The following is a 20,517-nucleotide window of genomic DNA, read 5'->3' as shown; positions in this document are numbered from 1 at the left end:
CTGCTTTGGCGAACGCGTAACCCGGTTGTTCAAGGCATGCGCTCGCACCCCAAGCCACGACTATTACTTCGCGACGATCACACCCTGCGCCTGCTGATGGAAATCGTCGAAGAACTTGTACTCACCCGGCGAAAGCGGTGCGATGACGACGAACGAATCGCCGCCCGGCGCCAACACTTTTTCTTTCCGCAATTGCACGCTTTCGAATTCGGCCGCGCCCTTGCCGGTGTTGCGTATCGCGATCTTGATGCGCTGCCCTGCCGGCACTTCGATACGCGCCGGATTGAGCTTGCCGTCGTTCATTTCCAGGTTGAAGGTCGGCAGATCCGCTGCATGCGCGGCCCCCACCGTCAAAACGGTCATGGCGAGGATCGCGATCTTTCGGTTAATTCTCATTAGCCTTTCCGGAAAACGCGGCGCCGGGGTTCATGCCTGGCGCCGTCTGCTGCATTCATTCATGCGGCTCGCCCCGCGTTTGGCGCGGCGAGCCGTGATGATTCGCGGTAATCCGCGTTGATCCGCTGTGATCAGTAACCGCCCTTCTTGCCGATGCCCGCGTACGTGAAGTCGTATTCGAGCGTGATCGGCTTGAACCACGGACCCACGCCGGTTTCCTTGTCGACGTGACGGCCGAACGCCATGTGACCGGTTTGCATCGGTGCTTCAACCACCAGCTTCAGATGGTATTTGCCGGGGCCCTGCAGCTTGACGTTGTCGCCGTAATGCGGACCGTCGTTGGCGACCATCGCCATCATGTCGCCCTTCTGGGTCTGATTCGAACCGGCTTTGGTCAATTCATAGCGAACTTGCAGATACGGCATCCAGTCGCCTTCGGCGAAACCGGTCGGATTGTTCTTGACCGCGTGGATGTCGGCTTCGAGGTGGACGTCCGAATCCGACGCCTTGCGCATCATGCCTTCGGGTTCCATCGTGATCGGCTGCAGATAGACCGCGCCGATTTCCATGCCGCCCTGAATCTGGTGCTTACCGATCGGGTATTCTGCCGCCGTTGCGGAAAGCGCCGCTACTGCGGCCACCGCTGCTGCGCCACCGCGCACAAATGAAGAAATCCGCATTGAAACTCCTTGTTTTTATCAGACTGGAATCGAACTCATTGGAACAGTGCGGTGCGCGTGCGTTTCAAGCCGCGGCTCCGACGCCCACTGACAGGGGAGACGGACCGCAGGCAATCGCATTACGAACGTTAATGCGAACCATTCTCAATATTGGTCGAGTTTATCATTGATCGGCAGGGAGAACAAACGAGGACGCGCGCAAAGCCTTACGGCAGCAGGGACTTAAGGTGGTTTTAAGGAAAGCGCGGGCGAAGGGGTTGGCGGGGTGTAGTGCACAAGGAAGTCAAGGCGCGGCACATTGCCGCGCCTTGCTCGACAGGCAGGGGGAATTTATCCGACGCCGGGCACGTGGTCGCCGACGTTCGCGCCAAACACGCGCTGCCGCAGCAGCGCCAACTGGTCGCGGGTCTGTGCGGCCTTTTCGAACTCGAGATTCTTGGCGTGCTCCATCATCTGCTTTTCGAGGCGCTTGAGCTCCTTGGCAAGCTGCTTCTCGGACATGTCCTCGAATTTCGCCCGAGTCTGCTGTTCCTTCAGTTCGGCGCGGGCGTCGTCGACGTTGTACACCCCGTCGATGATGTCGCGAATCCGCTTGACCACGCCGCGCGGCGTAATGCCGTGCTCCAGGTTGTAGGCGATCTGCTTGGCGCGCCGCCGCTCGGTTTCGTCGATGGCGCGGCGCATCGAGTCGGTCACCCGGTCCGCATACAAAATCGCTTTACCGTTCACGTTACGCGCCGCCCGGCCGATGGTCTGGATCAGCGAGCGCTCAGCGCGCAGGAAGCCTTCCTTGTCCGCGTCGAGAATCGCGACCAGCGAGACTTCCGGAATATCCAGCCCCTCGCGCAGCAGGTTGATCCCGACCAGCACGTCGAAAGTGCCCAGCCGCAGATCGCGGATGATTTCCACCCGCTCCACCGTGTCGATGTCGCTGTGCAGGTAGCGCACCTTGACGCCGTGGTCGGCCAGAAACTCGGTCAGCTGCTCGGCCATCCGCTTGGTCAGCACCGTGACCAGCACACGGTCGCCCACTTTGACACGCTCGTTGATCTCGGCCAGCACGTCGTCGACCTGGGTACGCGCCGGACGCACCTCGATTTCCGGATCGACAAGGCCGGTAGGACGCACCAGTTGCTCGGCCACCTGTCCTGCCGTTTTCTTTTCGTAATCGGCCGGCGTGGCCGATACGAACACCACCTGGCGCATCTTGCGCTCGAACTCGTTGAACTTGAGCGGGCGATTATCGAGCGCGGACGGCAAGCGAAAACCGTAGTCGACCAGATTCTCTTTACGCGCCCGGTCGCCGTTGTACATGCCGTTCAGCTGCCCGATCAGCACGTGCGACTCGTCGAGCAGCATCAGCGCATCGGACGGCAGATAGTCGACCAGCGTCGGCGGCGGCTCGCCGGGCGCGGCGCCCGAGAAGTGCCGCGAGTAGTTCTCGATGCCCTTGCAGAAACCCAACTCCTGCAGCATTTCCAGATCGAAGCGAGTGCGCTGCTCGAGCCGCTGCGCTTCGACGAGCTTTCCGTTGCTATAGAAGAACTCGAGCCGGTCGCGCAGTTCGGTCTTGATCGTTTCGACCGCGCGCACCACAGTGTCGCGAGGCGTCACATAGTGCGACGACGGATAAACGGTAAAGCGCGAAATCTTCTGCCGCACGCGGCCGGTGAGCGGATCGAATAGCTGCAGCGTCTCGACTTCGTCGTCGAATAACTCGATGCGCACCGCCATTTCGGCGTGCTCGGCCGGGAAAATATCGATCGTGTCGCCGCGCACGCGGAACGAACCGCGCTGGAAATCGGCTTCATTGCGGTTGTACTGCATCGCGATCAGGCGGGCGATGATGTCGCGCTGGCCGAGCTTGTCGCCGGTACGCAACGTCAGAATCATCTTGTGATATTCGGACGGGTTGCCGATACCGTAAATCGCCGACACCGTGCCGACGATGATCACGTCGCGCCGCTCCATCAGGCTCTTGGTGGCCGACAGCCGCATCTGCTCGATGTGTTCATTGATTGACGAATCTTTCTCGATGAACAGGTCACGCTGTGGAACGTACGCTTCCGGCTGGTAGTAGTCGTAGTACGAGACGAAATACTCGACCGCATTGCGCGGAAAGAACTCGCGAAACTCGGAATAGAGCTGCGCGGCAAGCGTCTTGTTCGGCGCGAACACGATCGCCGGCCGGCCGAGCCGCGCGATGGTGTTGGCCATCGTGAAGGTTTTGCCGGAGCCGGTCACGCCGAGCAGCGTCTGGAACGACAAACCGTCCTCGATGCCTTCGACGAGCGTGTCGATTGCCGTCGGCTGGTCGCCCGCGGGCGGATACGGCTGGTAAAGCTGGAACGGCGAGCCTTCGAACGTGATGAATTTGGATTCATCAAGCGTCTCGTCGACTTCGGTCAGATGTTGTTCGGACATGGGGGCGGCACCGGGCCTTGGGCAAAGAACTATTCTAACGGGTTGCGGGAACCCGGGCTGAGCGGGTCTGCGTAGGGATTGCGGGCGTGAACGGATGCACGCCAGGCGGCCGATGCAGAGACGATTTCCCGTCGGCTCGAGGCCGCTGTTCGGCCTTCGCCGGCTTCGCCCCAGGCAATTCCGCTATGACGACATGACGCCGGAGTGCCTGTTTTTCAAGCAAATAATTCAGTCCAGCAGGCTTTGTCGCCCGAAAAACGCCCGTGAATTCGCTACAATGGCAAGTTGCGCTCGCCTGTCGATGCCCGCCCGCCGTCTGAATTGTCCGTTGTTGTCCGTCAGACACCGTTGGCCGGGCCGCCCGGGCTTGAAGCCGCCCTCTTTTCACAACTGCTGCCCATCCATCATGTCTCTGTTCTCCGCCGTCGAACTTGCTCCCCGCGACCCGATTCTGGGCCTGAACGAAGCCTTCAACGCCGATGCGCGCACCACCAAGGTCAACCTTGGCGTTGGTGTGTACTTCAATGAAGAAGGCAAGATTCCGCTGCTGCGCGCCGTGCGCGACGCGGAAAAGGCTCGCGTCGAAGCCGCGCTGCCGCGTGGCTATCTGCCGATCGAAGGCATCGCTGCCTACGACGCTGCTGTGCAGAAACTGCTGCTCGGCAACGACTCGCCGCTGATCGCCGCAGGCCGCGTCGTGACGGCGCAAGCACTGGGCGGCACGGGTGCATTGAAAATCGGCGCCGATTTCCTGAAGCGTGTGAACCCGAACGCCAAGGTCGCGATCAGCGATCCGAGCTGGGAAAACCACCGCGCGCTGTTCGAAAGCGCCGGCTTCGAAGTCGTGAACTATCCGTACTACGACGCGCACACGCACGGCGTGAACTTCGAAGGCATGCTGAGCGCGCTGAACAGCTACGCCGCAGGCACGGTTGTCGTGCTGCACGCGTGCTGCCACAACCCGACCGGCGTCGACCTGACGGTCGACCAATGGAAGCAGATCGTCGAAGTCGTCAAGGCGCGCGATCTGGTGCCGTTCCTCGACATCGCTTACCAGGGTTTCGGCGACAACATCGAATCCGACGCTGCAGCAGTTCGTCTGTTCGCCGCATCGGAACTGAACGTGTTCGTGTCGTCGTCGTTCTCGAAGTCGTTCTCGCTGTACGGTGAGCGTATCGGCGCCCTGTCGATCATCACGGCAAGCAAGGAAGAATCGGCTCGCGTGCTGTCGCAACTGAAGCGCGTGATCCGCACAAACTACTCGAACCCGCCCACGCACGGCGGCTCGGTGGTCGCTGCGGTGCTCGCATCGGCTGAACTGCGCGCCACGTGGGAAAGCGAACTCGCCGAAATGCGTGACCGTATCCGCGCAATGCGCAACGGTCTGGTCGAACGTCTGAAGGCCAGCGGCGTGGATCGCGATTTCAGCTTCGTGAACGCACAACGCGGCATGTTCTCTTACTCGGGTCTGACGGCTCCGCAAGTGGATCGTCTGCGTGAAGAGTTCGGCATCTATGCAGTCGGTACGGGCCGCATCTGCGTGGCTGCGCTGAATACGCGCAACCTCGACGTGGTGGCTAGCGCGATCGCTCATGTGTTGAAGTAAGGTATTTCAGGGCGCGGGCGTTAGTCGCGCGCGCTTTGCCTGGCTGTTGCTGCTTAAGCTGCATGTAAAAACGGCGCCCTTTCGGGCGCCGTTTTTTATTGGCCGACTGTTGTTACCGGACGTGTGAGTGTGACCCGCCGATAAGCCCCGCTGCCGGTACTCCTTCTGTCACCTACGGCCGTTTCAGCGCGAATCCCGATGGATATCGTGCGTGACAAAACCTGCGTCGTTATCAGGCATGTCGAGCCAGTCCGGTTGCGCGAGCGACTGGCGGATATCTTCCAGGCCGCTGCTCCAATGTTCACGCATTGTAGAAAGGCCGAACTGGAAGTCTTTGAAATGCCCTTCGTATTCCTTCTGCCGATAGATGAGATGGATCACGTTGTAGCGTTTCGAACACGACAGATCATCTGCCAGCTTGCACCACGGATCGTCGCGCTGGTCAGCCGGCACTCGGTCGAGCACCTCGCGCAGCACATGCCGGAAACGCTGCGAACGTTGCAGCATATCGGTCACGAGGCGTGTGCGGCTTGAGTACTGGATGTCCTTCATGCGCCCCTGAACATCGGTGATGTTGTCCGGCACCGGCCCCACCGCGCTCCAGAGATCAACCTGGAACGCAAGCGTATCGCGACGTGGTGTGGTCTGAATCACCTCATAGAGCGGTGTGTTCGACATCAGGCCGCCATCCCAGTAGTACTGGCCATCGATTTCGACCGCCGCGAAACCCGGCGGCAACGCACCTGACGCCATGAAATGCTCAGGCCTCAGTTTCGTATGCTTGTTATCGAAGTAGGCGAAATTGCCGGTACCGCAATTCACCGCCCCCACCGACACACGCATCTCACCGGAATTGATGCGATCGAAATCGCAGAGCGCTTCCAGGGTGGCCTTGAGCGGCGTGGTGTCGTAGTAGCTCGCCAGTTGCGGCGGCCCGGAGACGGTGGGCAACGGCGGCGGGAAACGCGGCACGAAGAAACCCTTTTGCCCTTCCACGATCGCGCCCATCGCCTGGGTCGCCGTAAAAGCCTTGCGCACGGCTTCACTGGAATTGAACAGCGCGTGCTCGATAAAAGCCGGCAACGGCGGCCCGAACGCCGGTTGGCAGATCGTCTCCCAGAATTGCAGCAGCCGTTCGACGCGTTTCTCCGGCGGATTGCCGGCAATGATGGCCGTATTCAGCGCGCCGATCGAAATGCCGGCGAGCCAGTTCGGCTCGATACCGGCTTCGTAAAGCCCCTGAAAGACACCGGCCTGATAGGCGCCCAGCGCGCCGCCGCCTTGCAGCATCAACGCGACGGTTTCGTAGTTTGGCAATTGGAGATGCTTGCCGGGATGCGCGGAGGGCGCCGGACCGGCGCCCTCGCCTTCCCCGCCGCCGGGTGCGCCGACGCGTGCCCGCTTGAGATTGCGTTGCGCCATGGGCGCCTCCTTATTGCATGTACCAGCCGTGGCTCACAATAAAGGACTGGCCGGTCAGCGCCGCAGTCGGGAACGTGGACAGGAACAGCACCGTCTGCGCAACGTCTTCCACCGTGGTGAAGATGCCGTCGACCGTGCCGCCCAGCATCACGCGTTTGATCACGTCTTCTTCGCTGATGCCGAGCTCCTTGGCCTGCTCGGGAATCTGCTTGTCGACCAGCGGCGTACGCACGAAACCCGGACACACCACATGCGAGCGCACGTTGTGTTTCGCGCCTTCCTTGGCCAGTACGCGTGAGAGCCCCAGCAGCGCATGCTTGGCCGTCACGTAAGCGGACTTCAGCGGCGACGCTTCGTGCGAATGGACCGAGCCCATGTAGATCACGATGCCGCCGCGATCGTCTTTGTACATGTGTTTGAGCGCGGCCTTGGTGGTGAGGAAGGCGCCGTCCACGTGGATGGCCTGCATCTTCTTCCAGTCGGAAAACGAATAGTTTTCGATCGGATTGACGATCTGGATGCCGGCGTTGGAAATCAGAATATCGATCGAGCCGAACTCGGCCGCGACTTTATCTATGCCCTGGTTGACGGCGTCTTCGTTCGTGACGTCCATTGCCACGCCGATTGCCTTGGCGCCGCCCTTTTTGATTTCTTCAGCGACGGCGTTCGCGCCGTCCTGGTTCAGGTCGGCGATCGCGACCGCTGCGCCCGCGGCGGAAAGCGTGAGCGCAATCTGCTTGCCGATGCCGCTCGCGGCGCCCGTAACCACCGCAACCTTGCCATTCAGATTCGTGTTCAGTGACGACATCCAGAACCTCCATGCAGTTGATGAGCAATGAGACCACGGACCGCAGGCGGCGTGAAGTCAGCCAAACGGCATAGACCGTTCGGCCGAATGCTGCACTGCGGCCAACGCTGCTATTGTGCATGAACCGTGTGAACTGCATCCGTAAACTGCACATCGCGCTTTATCTCTTTAAACTGGACGTTTCAGCGGGATTCCGGCGGCATCACTACCAAGGAGGAATGCATGAATTATCGACGTCTGGGCCGTTCGGGCCTGCAAGTCAGCGAACTGTCCATCGGCTCATGGGTCACCTACGGCAATCAGGTGGATCATCGTGCAGCGCGCGAGTCGCTCGCCGCCGCGCGCGATGCGGGAGTCAACTTCTTCGACAATGCCGAGGTGTACGCCGCCGGCCAATCCGAAGAAATCATGGGTCAGGCGCTCAAGGAACTGGCATGGCCGCGTGTGAGCTACGTGGTCTCGACGAAATTTTTCTGGGGCCTCAACGAAGCGCCGAACCAGTACCACACGCTGAACCGCAAATATTTGCTGAACGCCATCGACACGTCGCTCAAACGCCTGCAACTCGATTATGTCGATCTCGTGTTCTGTCATCGTCCTGACCCAAACACGCCGGTCGAAGAAACCGTCTGGGCCATGAGTGACATGATCACGCGCGGCAAAGCGCTGTACTGGGGCACGTCCGAATGGAGCGCCGACGAAATCCGCGCCGCTTACGAGATTGCTGAACGGCATCATCTGCACAAACCGGTCATGGAGCAGCCGCAGTACAACCTGTTCCACCGCAAGCGCGTCGAGCAGGAATACAAACGGCTTTACGAGGATATCGGCCTTGGGCTGACCACCTGGAGCCCGCTCGCCTCTGGCCTGCTCACCGGCAAGTACCGCGACGGCGTGCCTGCCGATAGCCGCGCGCAACTGCAAGGCTACGACTGGCTGCGCAAGCAGGTCACCGACGCCGGCAAAAACAACGTGGTCGGCAAGCTGGGCGAAGTGGCCGACGAGCTGGGTTGCACGATCGGCCAGTTGGCGATTGCATGGATTCTGAAGAATCCGAATGTGAGCACCGTGATCACCGGCGCGTCGCGCGTCGAACAGATCGGTGAGAACATGAAATCCGCCGAAGTGGCGGAACGGATCACGCCGGAGATCAAAGAGCGGATCGAGACGGTCATCGGCGACGCCTACGACTGATCGGCCGATCCGAACCTGTCCAGACACGATCGGATCGCGGACCGGTCCGCGGAGCATGGCCCACGGACCATCGGGGCTGTGTCACGCGCAACGCACTGCGGGGTGCAACGCGGCGTCGCGTACAATACGCGACCGCGCTGCACTTCGGTTGTGCGGCCGCATTGCACTCGCATCGCCGAATCCGCCGTGGACCGGCACGCCCTCTTTCAGTTTCTCCTCATCATGCTCAGCTACCGCCACGCCTTTCATGCAGGCAATCACGCCGACGTTCTGAAACACGCCGTCGTGTTGCAGCTACTGCGCTACCTCGGCCAGAAGGACAAAGCCTACTGGTATATCGACACGCACGCGGGCGCCGGCGTCTATTCGCTGAAGGAAGGCTACGCGACGAAAACCGGCGAGTTCCAGACCGGCATCGCCAAACTGTGGGAGCGTAACGACCTGCCGTCGGTCTTCGCGGAGTATGTCGACGAAGTGAGCGCGCTGAATCCGGACGGCCAGTTGCGCTTCTACCCGGGCTCGCCGTATATCGCATGGCGGCAGATGCGCGAGCAGGACCGCATGCGCCTGTTCGAGCTGCACACCACTGAAATCGACGTGCTGCGCCATAACTTCCGCGACGCAGGCCGGCGCGCAATGCTTTATGCGGGCGACGGCTTCGACGGCATTCTCGCGTTGCTGCCGCCGGCGCCGCGCCGAGCGCTGGTGCTGCTCGATCCGTCGTACGAAGATAAGCGCGACTACACGCGCACGCTGCGCTGCGTCGAAGAAAGCCTGAAGCGCTTTCCGACCGGCACCTACGCGGTCTGGTATCCGCAGGTAAGACGCCTTGAATCGCAGCGCTTCCCAGATCAGTTGAAGAAGCTGCAGGAGCGTAACTGGCTGCATGTGAGCCTGACCGTCAGCAATCCGCCGACAGACGGCTTCGGGTTGTTCGGCAGTGGCATGTTCATCCTGAATCCGCCGTATACGCTGGCAAAAACGCTGAAAGACCAAATGCCCTGGTTGGTCGAAGCGCTCGGCGAAGACAAGGCTGCGCAGTTCAAGGTCGAATATCGCGGGGATTGAACACGCTCCGGGCCGCACGTGGGTGCCTTACCCAGCGGTATGACACGCGCGCGGCCGGGCAAATCGGCGGCCGCCGGATCGCTTACTTGAGTTGCGCGGCTGCCTTGCGGGCGAAATCGTTGGTATAGGTCGCGTTCAGATCGATCTTTTTCGGATCGAGGCGGTTGTCGAACGACGACAAAGCACGCAATGAAGTCGCCGGACCATCCGCGGGCATCAAGCCATCCGGCGAATACGCGTCGCGCACGTTGTGGAATGCCTCCACGTAAAGCGCAGAATCGTTGAGCAAATAGGCCGGCGGCACCATCTTCAGCAAGTCGGCGTCGCTCGCGGTCTGCAACCAGTGGTCCGCGCGCACAATCGCGTTGGCGAGCGCCTGTGTCGTCTTCGGATACTTCTGGATGAAAGTCTCCGATGCATAGAGCGTCGCCGCCGGCATCGTCCCGCCGAATACCTCCTGCGTGCCCTGCACAGTACGTGTATCGACCAGCACTTTGATCGCGCCGCTACGCGCCAACTTGGTCATCATCGGATCCACATTGGACAGCGCGTCGAGTTGACCGCCGCTCACCGCGGCCAGTACCGTAGCACCGCTGCCCACGCCAATCGCCGAAATCTCATTGCGCTGCACGCCTGCCTTGCGCAAAGCCACGGTAAGCACCAGATCCGTCGACGAACCCGGCGCGCTCACGCCGACTTTGGCCCCCTTGAAGTCCGCCAATGTCTTGATCTGGTCCGCCTTCGACTTCAGCACCGCGACAACTATCTGCGGCGCGCGGCCCATCAGCACGAACGCGCGGTAGTGTTGCCCCTTTGCCTGCATGAACAGCGTGTGCTCGAATGCGCCGGCTCCCACGTCGGCGCTGCCCCCCACGACCGCTTCCAACGCCTTCGACCCGCCCGCGAAATCTTCGAGCGTGACGTCGAGCCCTTCGTCCTTGAAGTAGCCCAACTGCTGGGCGGCGAGTACCGGCAAATAGTAAAGGCCCGGCAAACCGCCAACGGCCATCGTCAACGTGGGTTTTTCCGGTGTGTCTTTGGCGAGCGCGGCACCGGGTAGAGCCGCGGGTACGCTCAGCGCGAGCAACGTGGCGCAGGTGCTGGCGGCACGCCGCATCCAGTGAGTAGGCATGTGATGTCTCCTTATTCTGTTTTCATTCGATGCAATGGCGCTGCGCATGATGCATGGTCCACATCGTTGGCGAGAGAGCGCGCAACGATTGTCGTCGGACGGTGCCGCGCACGCCATGCATCGAAACCCGAATGGCGTATGCAGTGTCTCGTGCATTAGCTGAAGACACGCGTGCACATGCGGCAGCACGACAGAGGGCCCGCCGCTCAAAGCGTCAACGAATGGATGGAACGGAACTACCAGGAGATATCGCTGCGGAGGCGCTTATTGCGGCTTATTGCAGCTTATTGCGAACGAGGTACAGGACGAGTTTGCGGTTGCGGTTTTGTCGACGGCGTGCTGCCGCCGACAGGCACCGGGATGTAAGGCGCGACAACGAACGGTATCGACGAATTGGGCGCCAGCTCCGTGGGCGTTGCGATTGGCTGCGCCCCTACGATCGGCTGCCGCGAGAGCGGCGCGGTCTGCAGCACGGTACCGCTCTGGCCGTCGCTGATACCGCTCTGCGAGTCGAGTATCACGGGCTTGCGGGCTGTTGTGCTCGACGCAGCAAACGTCGCCGATACGGCAAAAACCGTTGTCAGCGAAGCTGCGGCGGTCATGACCAGGACGGATTTGAGCAAGCGGACAGGACGCATGGGCGGACCGGTTGAGTTTGAGAATGCCGGATTGCGCAGAAAACGCTTTACCTTACCGCGGCGGCATCCTTCAGGCTAGTCGTTATTAGCCATGAATCGCTATGAAGCGCCAGTTGCTGTGGATTTTCGTGGTCCAGATGTGACAAAGCCCCGTCTATACGGGGCTCAACGCTTTACTGCAATGGCCGCGCACGAGCGCTGCCGGGTCAAACTTGATGCAGTTGAAACTTACAGCGAGTAGCCGTTGGTTTCGAGCGAGCGGATGCGTTGTTCGAGCTGAACGATATCCGACGACGATGCCAGATAGGCTTCACGACGGCTACGTTCTGCAGTTTCAAACCAGGTGCTCAGCTTTTCAAGTACGTATGCAAACATGATGTTCTCCAAGGATCAGATTGAATCCCCGGTGAGTTTGGCATCAGGGACTTCCCGTAAAAGGGTTAACCCGGATTATAGCCCTATGGTGCAACCTTGCCAGTGAAATGCCCGCATGACGTGCATTCCGTTTTGGAATGGTGCACGCCTGTGGTGCACGTAAGTCGTTGATTTATCTAAATTCAAGACGACCTTTTCGCATCGACTGATGCTACCCCATATTATATTGCACCATTATGGTGTTTTTCGAGACTTGGTTGCGATAACGTCCTCGACAGGTTGCACTCCGCGCGTTCAAATCGGATGACAACCCTTCCCCGACACCAGATCGGTATCGGCGAGCCGCTCGATAATCGGGCAATCCGGGCGCTCGTCGCCGTGGCAATGGTCCGCCAGATGCGCCAATGTGTCGCGCATGTCTGTCAGTTCGTTGATACGGCGATCGAGCTCCGCAACGTGCTCCAACGCAATCGCCTTCACTTCAGCACTGGCGCGCGACCGGTCGTGCCACAGCGCCAGCAAGCGGCGGATGTCTTCAACCAGAAAACCAAGACGGCGCGCCTGCCGGATAAAACGCAGCGAATGAACCTCTTGCGGCCCGTATACGCGATAGCCGGCGCTCGTGCGCGCCTTCGCCGCCAGCAAGCCCACGCTTTCGTAGTAGCGAATCATCTTCGCCGTGACGCCCGACGCGCGGGCCGCTTCACCGATGTTCATGACTGTTTCCCCAGTGTGTGCGTCGATCGTACACCTTCCCATAGTGGGAAGGTCAGCCACTCAATTGCGCATCGGCAGGCATAATTCAAGCATCGCAATATTCATTTTTTCGAGGCAATCCCGATGACGATCGAATTCCAGGTAGAAGGCATGAGCTGCCAGCATTGCGTGGCTGCGGTCACGAACGCGATCCGTGAACATGACGGCGCCGCGCAGGTCCAGGTCGATCTGGCATCCGGCCGCGTGGCGGTCGAATCGGCACAACCGGTCGACACGCTCAAAGCCGCAATCGACGAGGCCGGTTACACGGTGACCGGCGTGACCAGCGGCCCAGCCCGCTAAGCGAGCGACCGTCATGTTCAAAGTTGCCGTCATTGGTGCTTCCGGACTGCTCGGCCGGGCTCTCGTCGACGAACTGGCGCAGCAGGCTGATTGGCAAGTTGTCGCCACGGCGTTCAGCCGGCCGGGGCCGAACACGGTCGCGCTGGATATTCGCGATGCGCGGGCGGTCGAGCAATTTGTCGAGCGCGAAGCACCGGACGCGCTCGTGATTGCCGCGGCGGAGCGTCGGCCTGATGTGTGCGAGCACGATCCGGCGCTCGCCCGCGCATTGAACGTCGATGCGGTGCGCACCCTGGCCGCGGCGGCAAAGCGGCGCGGCACCTGGACGCTCTCGATCTCAACAGATTACGTGTTCGACGGCACCCACCCGCCCTATCAGCACGATGCCGCGCCCGCGCCGCTCAATGCCTATGGACGCAGCAAACTCGAAGGCGAGCGCGCGCTGACGGAATCCACCGATCTCGGCTGCGTGCTGCGTTTGCCGCTGCTCTATGGGCCAATCGTCGATTGGGCAGAATCGGCGGTGACGAGTCTCGTGCCGGCGATTGCCGCGTCGGCTTCACGCGAGGGTAAGGCTGCGGTCATGGATGCGTGGGCGATTCGCTATCCGACGTTTACGCCGGACGTCGCGTTCGTGATCCGGCAGATGCTCGAACGGCATGCGCGTGGTGATGCGATCCGCGGCATCGTGCAATGGTCGGGGGATGAGCCGATGAACAAGTATGAAATCGCCGTGCGGCTGGCCGAAGCGCTGCAACTCGATGCGCAATTGACACCACAACATACGCCCACCGACGCGACGCCGCGTCCGCATAACTGCCACCTTTCGTCGGACCGGCTCGAGGCACTCGGCATTGGCCGCCGCACGCCGTTCGACGTTGCGATCCGGCAAGTGCTGACCACCTTTCCATGGCGAGGCGAGACGGCGGCGTAGCGCCCGGCAACGAGCTTAACCACGGCAGGTACTGCTCGCGTTTCTACGGCCGGCGACACGCCAGCCTGGCGTCGGGCCTTCAGGCTTAACCACAACAGGTCCGCCTCAATGAAAATCTCGGCTCGCCGTAGCCAGTTCGCCGAGCCAGTCGCTGTGATCTTCAAGTCGATGCGCGACGAGATGGATCACCTCGCCCTTCTGTTTCCGTTTCGCGTTGCCTGCTTTACTAACGTCCGCCACGTTGCCGGCGCTGTCACCGCCGGTGGAAACGCCGTCGTCACGCTGCAAGACGCCATACACCGCCAGCAACGATGAACCCAGCAGCACCTTGCGCTGCTTTTCCACCAGCGCTGGCCAGACGATCACATTGACCGAACCGGTTTCGTCTTCGATGGAAACGAACACGGTGCCGTTTGCCGTGCCCGGCCGCTGCCGCACGGTGACGATGCCGCAGGCGCGCGCCAGCGTGCCGTGTCCGCACGCGGCAAGTTCTGCCGCCGTGCGAAAACGCTGCCTGGCAAGACGCTCGCGCAATAGCGCGAGCGGATGACGATTGAGCGTGAGGCCGATGCTCGCGTAGTCGTCGACGATCTCGCGACTTTCGGTCGCCTGTGGCAATGTCAACGGCGCTTCGGCGATCGGCGCATCGCGCAGCAGCTTGGGTACCGTGTGCTGCGCGGTCACCTGCCACCACGCTTCGCGCCGATGGCCCGCAATGCTGACCAGCGCGTTCGCCGCGGCCAGCGCTTCGAGATCGCGCCGCGTCAATGCCGCGCGACGCGCCAGATCGTCGACGTCGGTAAACTGCGCGTCGCTGCGAGCCGCCATGATGCGCTCGGCAGCTACCTGTGAAAGACCTTTGATCAAATGCATGCCGATGCGTACTGCCGGACCGCGTGCACCATAGGTTTTCGACGACTGAAATACGCGGGCGGTCAGCTGTTTTGCCGCACGCCGGATCGTCCGGGCCAATGTGAAGCGCCGCAACGACAGATCACGGAATTGCTGTGCGGACAATGCGCCCTGCTGACGACGCAAACAGGTCTCGCTCGATGAAATCCGCTGTCCTTCATGACTGCGCCTTTCGAAGGCCGATTCCCAATCGCTCAAGGTCACGTCAGGCGGTAATACCTGGACGCCGTGACGCCTGGCATCCTGCACGAGTTGCGACGGCGAATAAAACCCCAACGGCTGGCTGTTCAGTAACCCCGCCAGAAAAGCGGCCGGTTCATAACGTTTCAACCACGCGCTGAGATAGACGAGCAAGGCAAAACTTGCCGCGTGGCTTTCAGGAAAGCCATATTCGCCGAAGCCTTCGATCTGTTTGCAGATGCGCTCGATGAACTCTTTTTCGTAGCCGCGCGCCGACATGCGGTCAGTCAGATCCTGCTGATACTTCGCCAGATTGCCAGTGCGCCGCCACGCGGCCATCGCTCGTCGCAACTGATCGGCCTGCTCACCAGTGTATTTCGCCGCAACCATCGCGAGGTGCATCACCTGCTCCTGGAAAATCGGTACGCCGAGCGTGCGCTCGAGCACGGGGCGTAACTCATCTTTAGCGTAGTCCACAGCCTCCAGACCCTGCTTGCGGCGCAGATACGGATGCACCATGCCGCCCTGGATCGGCCCGGGCCGCACAATCGCGACTTCGATCACGAGATCGTAGTATTCGGTTGGCTTCAAGCGCGGCAACATACTTTGCTGCGCACGCGATTCGATCTGGAATACGCCGATCGTATCGGCATGACCGCACATTTCGTAGACGGCCCGATCCTCGCGCGGAATATCCTGCATCCTGAATTTCGGCAAGCCGCGCCGCAAAGCGACGAATTCCAGCGCGCGACGAATCGCCGACAACATGCCGAGCGCCAGCACGTCGACTTTCAACAGCCCGAGCGCATCGATATCGTCCTTGTCCCACTCGATCACGCTGCGGTCTTTCATCGTCGCGTTCTCAATCGGCACAAGTCGCGACAACTTGTCTTTCGCGATCACAAAGCCGCCGACGTGTTGCGACAGATGACGCGGAAAGTTGCGCAACTCTTTGGTGAGGCGAATCAGATTCCGCGTGATGTGCGAGTTGGCAGCGAAGCCCGCTTCGGCCAGATATTTGGCGACCGCATCCGTGCCGTCCCACCATTGCTGCGATTTACTGATCCGCTCGATCAGCGACGCTTCGAGTCCCAACGCCTTGCCGACGTCTTTCAGCGCACTGCGGACGTGATAGGTGATCAGTGTTGCAGTGAGCGCAGCGCGATGACGGCCGTACTTCCCATAAATATATTGAATCACCTCTTCCCGGCGCTGATGCTCGAAATCGATGTCAATATCAGGCGGCTCATTACGCGCACGCGAGATGAACCGTTCGATCAGCATGTTCATACGCACCGGATCGATTTCCGTCACATGCAGGCAGTAGCACACGATCGAATTGGCCGCCGAACCACGGCCTTGGCACAGTATGTTTCTGGAGCGCGCGAAGCTCACGATATCCTGCACCGTCAGGAAGTATTTTTCGTATTTCAAGTCGGCGATCAGTTGCAGCTCTTTTTCGATCTGCTCAATTCGCTTCAAATCCATGCCGTCCGGCCAGCGCTCCATCGCACCGGCCATGACCAGTTTGCGCAAATAGCTTGATGGCGATTCACCAGCGGGCACCAGTTCTTCCGGATACTCGTATTTGAGTTCGTCGAGCGAGAAATGACACAGCGCAGCGATACGCAGCGTTTCTTCCAGCGTGTCGTGTGGATACAGTTTGCCGAGCCGCACGCGAGTGCGCATATGCCGTTCGGCATTGGCCTCGAGCGCATGACCGCACGCCGATAGCGGTGTGACGAGGCCGATCGCGGTCAGGGTGTCCTGTAACGGCTTGCGCGATCGAACATGCATCAGGACACCCCCTGCTGCTACCAAAGGCAAATCACTCGCTTTTGAAATCATTCGCAATGCGTCGATCTGAAGATCGTCGCTGCCGGTTTGCCAAAGTTCGAGTGCGATCCATGAGCGTTGCGGCGCGAACGAGGCCAGCCAGTGCGCACAACGCAATGTGTGCGAGAACGTCGCCGTGCGCTGCGGCACGAGGATCAGGAGGCAATCGGGCAAGGCTTCGAGATGCTCGAGATGCGGTAGCGAGTCGGTGAAGTCGGATGGATTGAGGCGATAGCTGCCTTTGTCCGCACGCGAACGGGCCAGCGTGATCAGTTCGGAGAGGTTGCCGTAGCCATTGCGGTTGGTTGCGAGTGCAACCAATGTGCAGAATGGTTCGCCTGCATCGTCGGTCAGATTGAGTTCGCTGCCGATGATGAGGTGGGGGATTGGTTTTTGCGTCTCCTGGTTAATGGCTTCTGGCTCTGCGGGTTCTTGTTGGGTGGCTTCTTGTTCTGAGCACGCTGGCTTCGCGGCCGCCGGCTCTGCTGCTTCTTCTAAAGACGTTCCTGCCTGCGCGGCTTTCGCCTTGGCTTCGCGCTCCTTCTGCTGGCGGTCCCGCTCCTGCCTGATTTCTCTCACCGCAGTGTGTGCGCGTACGACACCCGCCAGTGAGCATTCATCGGTGATCGCGAGCGCGCTATAGCCGCACGACATCGCCTGCTCGACCAGTTCATGCGGGTGCGAAGCGCCGCGCAGAAACGAGAAATTAGTCAGGCAATGCAGTTCCGCATACGGCGGCAATTGGGCCGCAAGCGTCTGCTCTAACAAGAATGAGGGCTGAGAGTTTTCCATGATGCTCAGCCGAATAAACCCTGCAGATACCACTCGCCGCCAAGACGTTCCCGGTACACCCAGAACATATGGCCACGATCGTCTGCCGCAACGTAGTAATCCCTCTCGACGAGGTTACCGTCCCACCACCCTGCTTCAATCCGTTCGGTACGCGTGAGCATTTTCAGTGGCCGACGGTAGATCGGCCGCTGGTCACGCATCATCAGGCGCAGCGGTTTGTCGAGCATCCAGACGGGGCGAGGCTGCGATGGCAATGCACTGTCGGGCAGATCGAGTGAGGCCTGAGCATCGGCCGGTTGTGTTACGAATAGGCGGCTGCTTTTAGCGTCGCTCGCTTTTTCAGGCTGTGGGGATATGTGCTCTGGGTGTGCCGTGCGTTCTGCCTGTTCTGCTCGTCTCGCCGCATCGTCGTCTGCACGCACGCTCTCCAATGCAGCGTGCTGCAACTCATCTGTCAGCCAGGTTTTATCCGCTTTAATTTTTGTCTTGGTCTTCGCAGACGAACGCTTCTTGCGCGAAAACGCTTGCGCCTGGTAGGCTTCGACGCGCATTGCCCGCTCGGGCCGATGATCGTCCTGCACCGACATCTGCAGCACGTTCTCCGGCCCCAAACGCGCGCTCAAGCGTTCGAGCAGACGTGCGATCGAATCGCCGTCTGATTCGGGCATTGGAAACAAAGTGTCCGACCGCCCTGCATACTCGCCGATCTGATCCGCGACCAGCTTCAACTCGATCACGGGCGCCACCAGAACCGTCTGATTCAACTTCTCACGCAACAGCCATATCAGATGCTCGGCATCGCGCGACGGTATGGCCCAAGCGACCTTCAGACTCGACGTTTTCGGCGCATGACGGGATGCCAATTCATGTTCGAGCAACAACGTATAACCACTGAGCGCTGCATGATGCGCGCTCAACCATCCGGCCAGTTGCACAATCAGCCGACGCGCGGCGAACAGTAATGCATCGGCACTATCGACCCGCGACGGCAACTCCAACTGCGCATGAAACGATGCCGGCGCGCGGAACGATTCGCGCGGATCCGGACGCGCACCATATGCTTGCGCCAGCAGATCCAGAATGCCACTGCCGAAACGCCTCACGACACCCGACCTTGGCAATTGCCGCAAATCGGCCAGCGTCGCGCAACCGACATGCGTAAACGCATCACGATCCGCCTGCGAAACCGGCAACAACGACACGGATAAGCGGTCGAGGACCCGGGCAAGCGACGTCTCCTTTATCACATGCCAACGATGCCCCTGCCGATCGGCGTGCGCCTGAGCCAACAACCACGCGCCCCAGGCTGTCGGCGCACACGCGATGCGCGCCGTATAGCCGAATTCGGCCACCGTCGCGGACACCCGCGACAATAACGCACGCAAGCCGCCAAACAACCGCAAGCCGGAGCCGACTTCCAGCAACAAGGTGTGCGCGTGCCCGAGCGACACCTTCGGGGTGTACACCAGCAAAGCGAGCGCCATCGCTTCGAACGCCTGAGTTTCGCGGGCTGTGTCTGCGGCAAGCATCTTGAGACCGGGCGCCAAGGCCAATGCGTACGAGCGCGATTGACCCACGTGCACCCCGGCACGCAATGCGTCGAAATCCGGCATCACGATGTGTGCGTGATCGGCCAGCGCATAGCAGCGCGCCTCGGTGACGCTGTCGGCACCCGGAGGTTGGCTTGTCTCGCCGGACTCACACCGGTTCGGCTTCGCGGGCGAACCATCCGGAAGCGGCTCGAGAGGCTTCACCGCTTCCAGCGACAAGAGTGGCAATGTGACTGCGATCCACAACATGTTTGATCTCTCGTCCTTGATTGCTACCGACTCCGCTTTCCGGCAACAAGACGTTTTGTAACGGCAAAATGAGACGCAGAGGCTCCGCTAGCGGCGGGCCGCGACGCTTGAAGATGTCGATCGAAATACCAATCTCCTGCAACCATTCACGACGGTTGATCGTCTGCGCATTGGCCGGCAAGAGCGGCTCGCAGATCATTCGTAATGGCGCCGGCGAAGATTGCGTGGCTGCCTCGACAGGCCGGATCAAAAATGCCAGCGATCCCGATTCTTGAGCCGCCACCTGCAGACGCCGAACCTTATCGGCGCGCGCATTCGGTAGCCATACCAGCACAGCGCCGATGCCATCCTGCTTCAACGCCTGAGCAGCAGCCCACAGAGACTGGTCTTCACTCGAACGCACCCATAAGACGCGCTCGACATCGATACCCCAAGCCCTCAATGCCGAAGCACAGGGCTGGTAAGGAGGCGCCACAAGCATGACGTGCCGTTCGGCTGCCGTAAGATGCCGAAGCGCGCTGGCCAGCAGGCGCAGTTCGCCGACTCCTTCGTGCTCAATCAATAACTCTGTCAGGCCGCCGGCCGACCAGCCCTGCCCAGGCAGCAGTTGATCCAACGCAGCATAGCCGCTGGAAATCACCCGCGAGTCCGCCTCAGCAAGCTCATTGCCCTGCCACACCTGACGCCGCAATTGCGACGACAACGCTGTCGTCGCCAGATGAATCGCTACTGCCATAGACACGCTCGTTCAATAGGGAATACTCCACCCTGCCCGGCATCGGGCGTGCATTGGGTGACGAGTTTTCACTGTATATTTATACAGTATTCTGTGGCGGATGTTAAGGCAAGGCGATGCGACGAAGCGCGCGCAGGAAGGGAATAAAAAAGAGGTGAAGCTGTTTTTGCTGCAGATTTTTCGCCTGCAGGAGAGCTACTTTTGGCACTACCGCTAAGCAAACAGGGGGCGATTTCACGTGCTCTGGGAGGGATGAGAAGAGCAGAGAGCCCACGCCATGCATGCCGCGGAGATGGACAAGGGCCAACGGATTACGCGAACGTGCTACGGATCGGGAAGGAGCGCCACCGGAAGCACAGGATCCGCACCGGACAGGCGTCTGACGGCGGGGATGTTTTCCGCGGCCTGTTTTCGTGCCGTAAACGCAGAAACCCCACCTTTTCGGGGTGGGGTTTCTGGTCTTGCTGGGGAGCCTGACGATTACCTACTTTCACACGGGAATCCGCACTATCATCGGCGTGGAGTC

Annotated in this window: 17 protein-coding genes; 5 read left to right on the top strand and 12 right to left on the bottom strand. The window is 60.5% G+C overall.

Translation table 11 applies throughout. The features are described 5' to 3' along the window. Window positions 1–63: 63 nt before the first annotated feature. The 3 genes from KHO33_RS37475 to uvrB all read right to left on the bottom strand — a co-directional run bounded on the left by KHO33_RS37475 (window position 64) and on the right by uvrB (window position 3,500). Window positions 64–396 carry a cupredoxin domain-containing protein gene (locus tag KHO33_RS37475; RefSeq protein ID WP_054042139.1) on the bottom strand — a complete coding sequence of 111 codons (333 nt, stop codon included), beginning with the start codon at window positions 394–396 and terminating at the stop codon, window positions 64–66. 131 nt (window positions 397–527) lie between these two features. After that, window positions 528–1,076, bottom strand: coding sequence for an iron transporter (locus KHO33_RS37470; protein ID WP_054042141.1), 549 nt, complete (start codon window positions 1,074–1,076; stop codon window positions 528–530). Window positions 1,077–1,406: 330 nt separating this feature from the next. Next, window positions 1,407–3,500, bottom strand: coding sequence for an excinuclease ABC subunit UvrB (gene uvrB / locus KHO33_RS37465; RefSeq protein ID WP_054042143.1), 2,094 nt, complete (start codon window positions 3,498–3,500; stop codon window positions 1,407–1,409). A gap of 406 nt (window positions 3,501–3,906) precedes the next feature. On the opposite strand from uvrB, the gene KHO33_RS37460 reads away from it, so the two are divergent. Further along, on the top strand, window positions 3,907–5,106 hold the full coding sequence (locus KHO33_RS37460; protein ID WP_200567742.1) for an amino acid aminotransferase: 1,200 nt from the start codon (window positions 3,907–3,909) through the stop codon (window positions 5,104–5,106). Window positions 5,107–5,289: 183 nt separating this feature from the next. Here the strand turns inward: KHO33_RS37460 and KHO33_RS37455 are convergent, their stop codons facing one another. Together KHO33_RS37455 and KHO33_RS37450 are read right to left on the bottom strand one after the other, a co-directional pair. Beyond that, on the bottom strand, window positions 5,290–6,528 hold the full coding sequence (locus KHO33_RS37455) for a DUF3734 domain-containing protein (RefSeq protein WP_200567741.1): 1,239 nt from the start codon (window positions 6,526–6,528) through the stop codon (window positions 5,290–5,292). 10 nt (window positions 6,529–6,538) lie between these two features. Continuing rightward, entirely contained in the window at window positions 6,539–7,336 is a 798-nt protein-coding gene (locus KHO33_RS37450; RefSeq protein ID WP_200567740.1) for a 3-hydroxybutyrate dehydrogenase, read from the bottom strand. Between the two features lie 222 nt (window positions 7,337–7,558). Between KHO33_RS37450 and KHO33_RS37445 the strand changes: the two genes are divergently transcribed. Continuing rightward, window positions 7,559–8,530 (top strand): potassium channel beta subunit family protein, encoded by a 972-nt coding sequence (locus KHO33_RS37445; RefSeq protein ID WP_054042168.1) that lies wholly within the window; start codon window positions 7,559–7,561, stop codon window positions 8,528–8,530. 222 nt (window positions 8,531–8,752) lie between these two features. Then, window positions 8,753–9,598 (top strand): 23S rRNA (adenine(2030)-N(6))-methyltransferase RlmJ, encoded by an 846-nt coding sequence (locus KHO33_RS37440; RefSeq protein ID WP_054042170.1) that lies wholly within the window; start codon window positions 8,753–8,755, stop codon window positions 9,596–9,598. 82 nt (window positions 9,599–9,680) lie between these two features. Here KHO33_RS37440 and KHO33_RS37435 read toward each other — a convergent pair whose 3' ends face one another. From KHO33_RS37435 to cueR, 4 genes are all read right to left on the bottom strand, one after another. After that, entirely contained in the window at window positions 9,681–10,730 is a 1,050-nt protein-coding gene (locus tag KHO33_RS37435) for an ABC transporter substrate-binding protein (protein WP_200567739.1), read from the bottom strand. Between the two features lie 284 nt (window positions 10,731–11,014). Beyond that, window positions 11,015–11,368: a hypothetical protein gene (locus tag KHO33_RS37430; RefSeq protein ID WP_200567738.1), complete on the bottom strand. Its 354-nt coding sequence runs from the start codon at window positions 11,366–11,368 to the stop codon at window positions 11,015–11,017. Between the two features lie 228 nt (window positions 11,369–11,596). Beyond that, complete coding sequence (locus KHO33_RS37425; RefSeq protein ID WP_074284875.1) at window positions 11,597–11,743, bottom strand: DUF3563 family protein; 147 nt, start codon at window positions 11,741–11,743, stop codon at window positions 11,597–11,599. 294 nt (window positions 11,744–12,037) lie between these two features. Then, window positions 12,038–12,460, bottom strand: a complete 423-nt coding sequence (cueR, locus tag KHO33_RS37420) for a Cu(I)-responsive transcriptional regulator (protein WP_054042147.1) — start codon at window positions 12,458–12,460, stop codon at window positions 12,038–12,040. 123 nt (window positions 12,461–12,583) lie between these two features. Here cueR and KHO33_RS37415 point away from each other — a divergent pair, with 123 nt between their 5' ends. After that, entirely contained in the window at window positions 12,584–12,802 is a 219-nt protein-coding gene (locus tag KHO33_RS37415) for a heavy-metal-associated domain-containing protein (protein WP_200567737.1), read from the top strand. Window positions 12,803–12,815: 13 nt separating this feature from the next. Further along, window positions 12,816–13,736, top strand: a complete 921-nt coding sequence (locus KHO33_RS37410) for a dTDP-4-dehydrorhamnose reductase family protein (protein WP_054042151.1) — start codon at window positions 12,816–12,818, stop codon at window positions 13,734–13,736. A 105-nt stretch (window positions 13,737–13,841) separates the two neighbouring features. Here the strand turns inward: KHO33_RS37410 and KHO33_RS37405 are convergent, their stop codons facing one another. Genes KHO33_RS37405 through imuA form a run of 3 tightly spaced genes read right to left on the bottom strand, consistent with a single transcriptional unit; the run spans window position 13,842 to window position 19,991 of the window. After that, a complete protein-coding gene (locus KHO33_RS37405; RefSeq protein WP_200567736.1) occupies window positions 13,842–17,456 on the bottom strand; it encodes an error-prone DNA polymerase in 3,615 nt (1,204 codons plus the stop codon). Window positions 17,457–17,461: 5 nt separating this feature from the next. Then, complete coding sequence (locus tag KHO33_RS37400) at window positions 17,462–19,255, bottom strand: Y-family DNA polymerase (RefSeq protein WP_200567735.1); 1,794 nt, start codon at window positions 19,253–19,255, stop codon at window positions 17,462–17,464. Beyond that, entirely contained in the window at window positions 19,155–19,991 is an 837-nt protein-coding gene (imuA, locus tag KHO33_RS37395) for a translesion DNA synthesis-associated protein ImuA (protein WP_200567734.1), read from the bottom strand. Before imuA ends, KHO33_RS37400 begins: the two co-directional genes overlap by 101 nt. Between the last annotated feature and the right edge of the window lie 526 nt (window positions 19,992–20,517).

Origin of the sequence: Paraburkholderia nemoris, assembly GCF_905221015.1 — a bacterium.
Classification (GTDB): domain Bacteria; phylum Pseudomonadota; class Gammaproteobacteria; order Burkholderiales; family Burkholderiaceae; genus Paraburkholderia; species Paraburkholderia nemoris.
Note: the sequence above shows the minus strand (reverse complement) of the source record. Positions and strands in the feature narration are given on the sequence as shown.

Excerpts from the sequence above, each read along its gene's own strand:
- KHO33_RS37475 (WP_054042139.1), bottom strand. The coding sequence starts at position 396 with ATGAGAATTAACCGAAAGATCGCGATCCTCGCCATGACCGTTTTGACG.
- KHO33_RS37470 (WP_054042141.1), bottom strand. The coding sequence starts at position 1,076 with ATGCGGATTTCTTCATTTGTGCGCGGTGGCGCAGCAGCGGTGGCCGCA.
- uvrB (WP_054042143.1), bottom strand. The coding sequence starts at position 3,500 with ATGTCCGAACAACATCTGACCGAAGTCGACGAGACGCTTGATGAATCC.
- KHO33_RS37460 (WP_200567742.1), top strand. The coding sequence starts at position 3,907 with ATGTCTCTGTTCTCCGCCGTCGAACTTGCTCCCCGCGACCCGATTCTG.
- KHO33_RS37455 (WP_200567741.1), bottom strand. The coding sequence starts at position 6,528 with ATGGCGCAACGCAATCTCAAGCGGGCACGCGTCGGCGCACCCGGCGGC.
- KHO33_RS37450 (WP_200567740.1), bottom strand. The coding sequence starts at position 7,336 with ATGTCGTCACTGAACACGAATCTGAATGGCAAGGTTGCGGTGGTTACG.
- KHO33_RS37445 (WP_054042168.1), top strand. The coding sequence starts at position 7,559 with ATGAATTATCGACGTCTGGGCCGTTCGGGCCTGCAAGTCAGCGAACTG.
- KHO33_RS37440 (WP_054042170.1), top strand. The coding sequence starts at position 8,753 with ATGCTCAGCTACCGCCACGCCTTTCATGCAGGCAATCACGCCGACGTT.
- KHO33_RS37435 (WP_200567739.1), bottom strand. The coding sequence starts at position 10,730 with ATGCCTACTCACTGGATGCGGCGTGCCGCCAGCACCTGCGCCACGTTG.
- KHO33_RS37430 (WP_200567738.1), bottom strand. The coding sequence starts at position 11,368 with ATGCGTCCTGTCCGCTTGCTCAAATCCGTCCTGGTCATGACCGCCGCA.
- KHO33_RS37425 (WP_074284875.1), bottom strand. The coding sequence starts at position 11,743 with ATGTTTGCATACGTACTTGAAAAGCTGAGCACCTGGTTTGAAACTGCA.
- cueR (WP_054042147.1), bottom strand. The coding sequence starts at position 12,460 with ATGAACATCGGTGAAGCGGCCCGCGCGTCGGGCGTCACGGCGAAGATG.
- KHO33_RS37415 (WP_200567737.1), top strand. The coding sequence starts at position 12,584 with ATGACGATCGAATTCCAGGTAGAAGGCATGAGCTGCCAGCATTGCGTG.
- KHO33_RS37410 (WP_054042151.1), top strand. The coding sequence starts at position 12,816 with ATGTTCAAAGTTGCCGTCATTGGTGCTTCCGGACTGCTCGGCCGGGCT.
- KHO33_RS37405 (WP_200567736.1), bottom strand. The coding sequence starts at position 17,456 with ATGGAAAACTCTCAGCCCTCATTCTTGTTAGAGCAGACGCTTGCGGCC.
- KHO33_RS37400 (WP_200567735.1), bottom strand. The coding sequence starts at position 19,255 with ATGTTGTGGATCGCAGTCACATTGCCACTCTTGTCGCTGGAAGCGGTG.
- imuA (WP_200567734.1), bottom strand. The coding sequence starts at position 19,991 with ATGGCAGTAGCGATTCATCTGGCGACGACAGCGTTGTCGTCGCAATTG.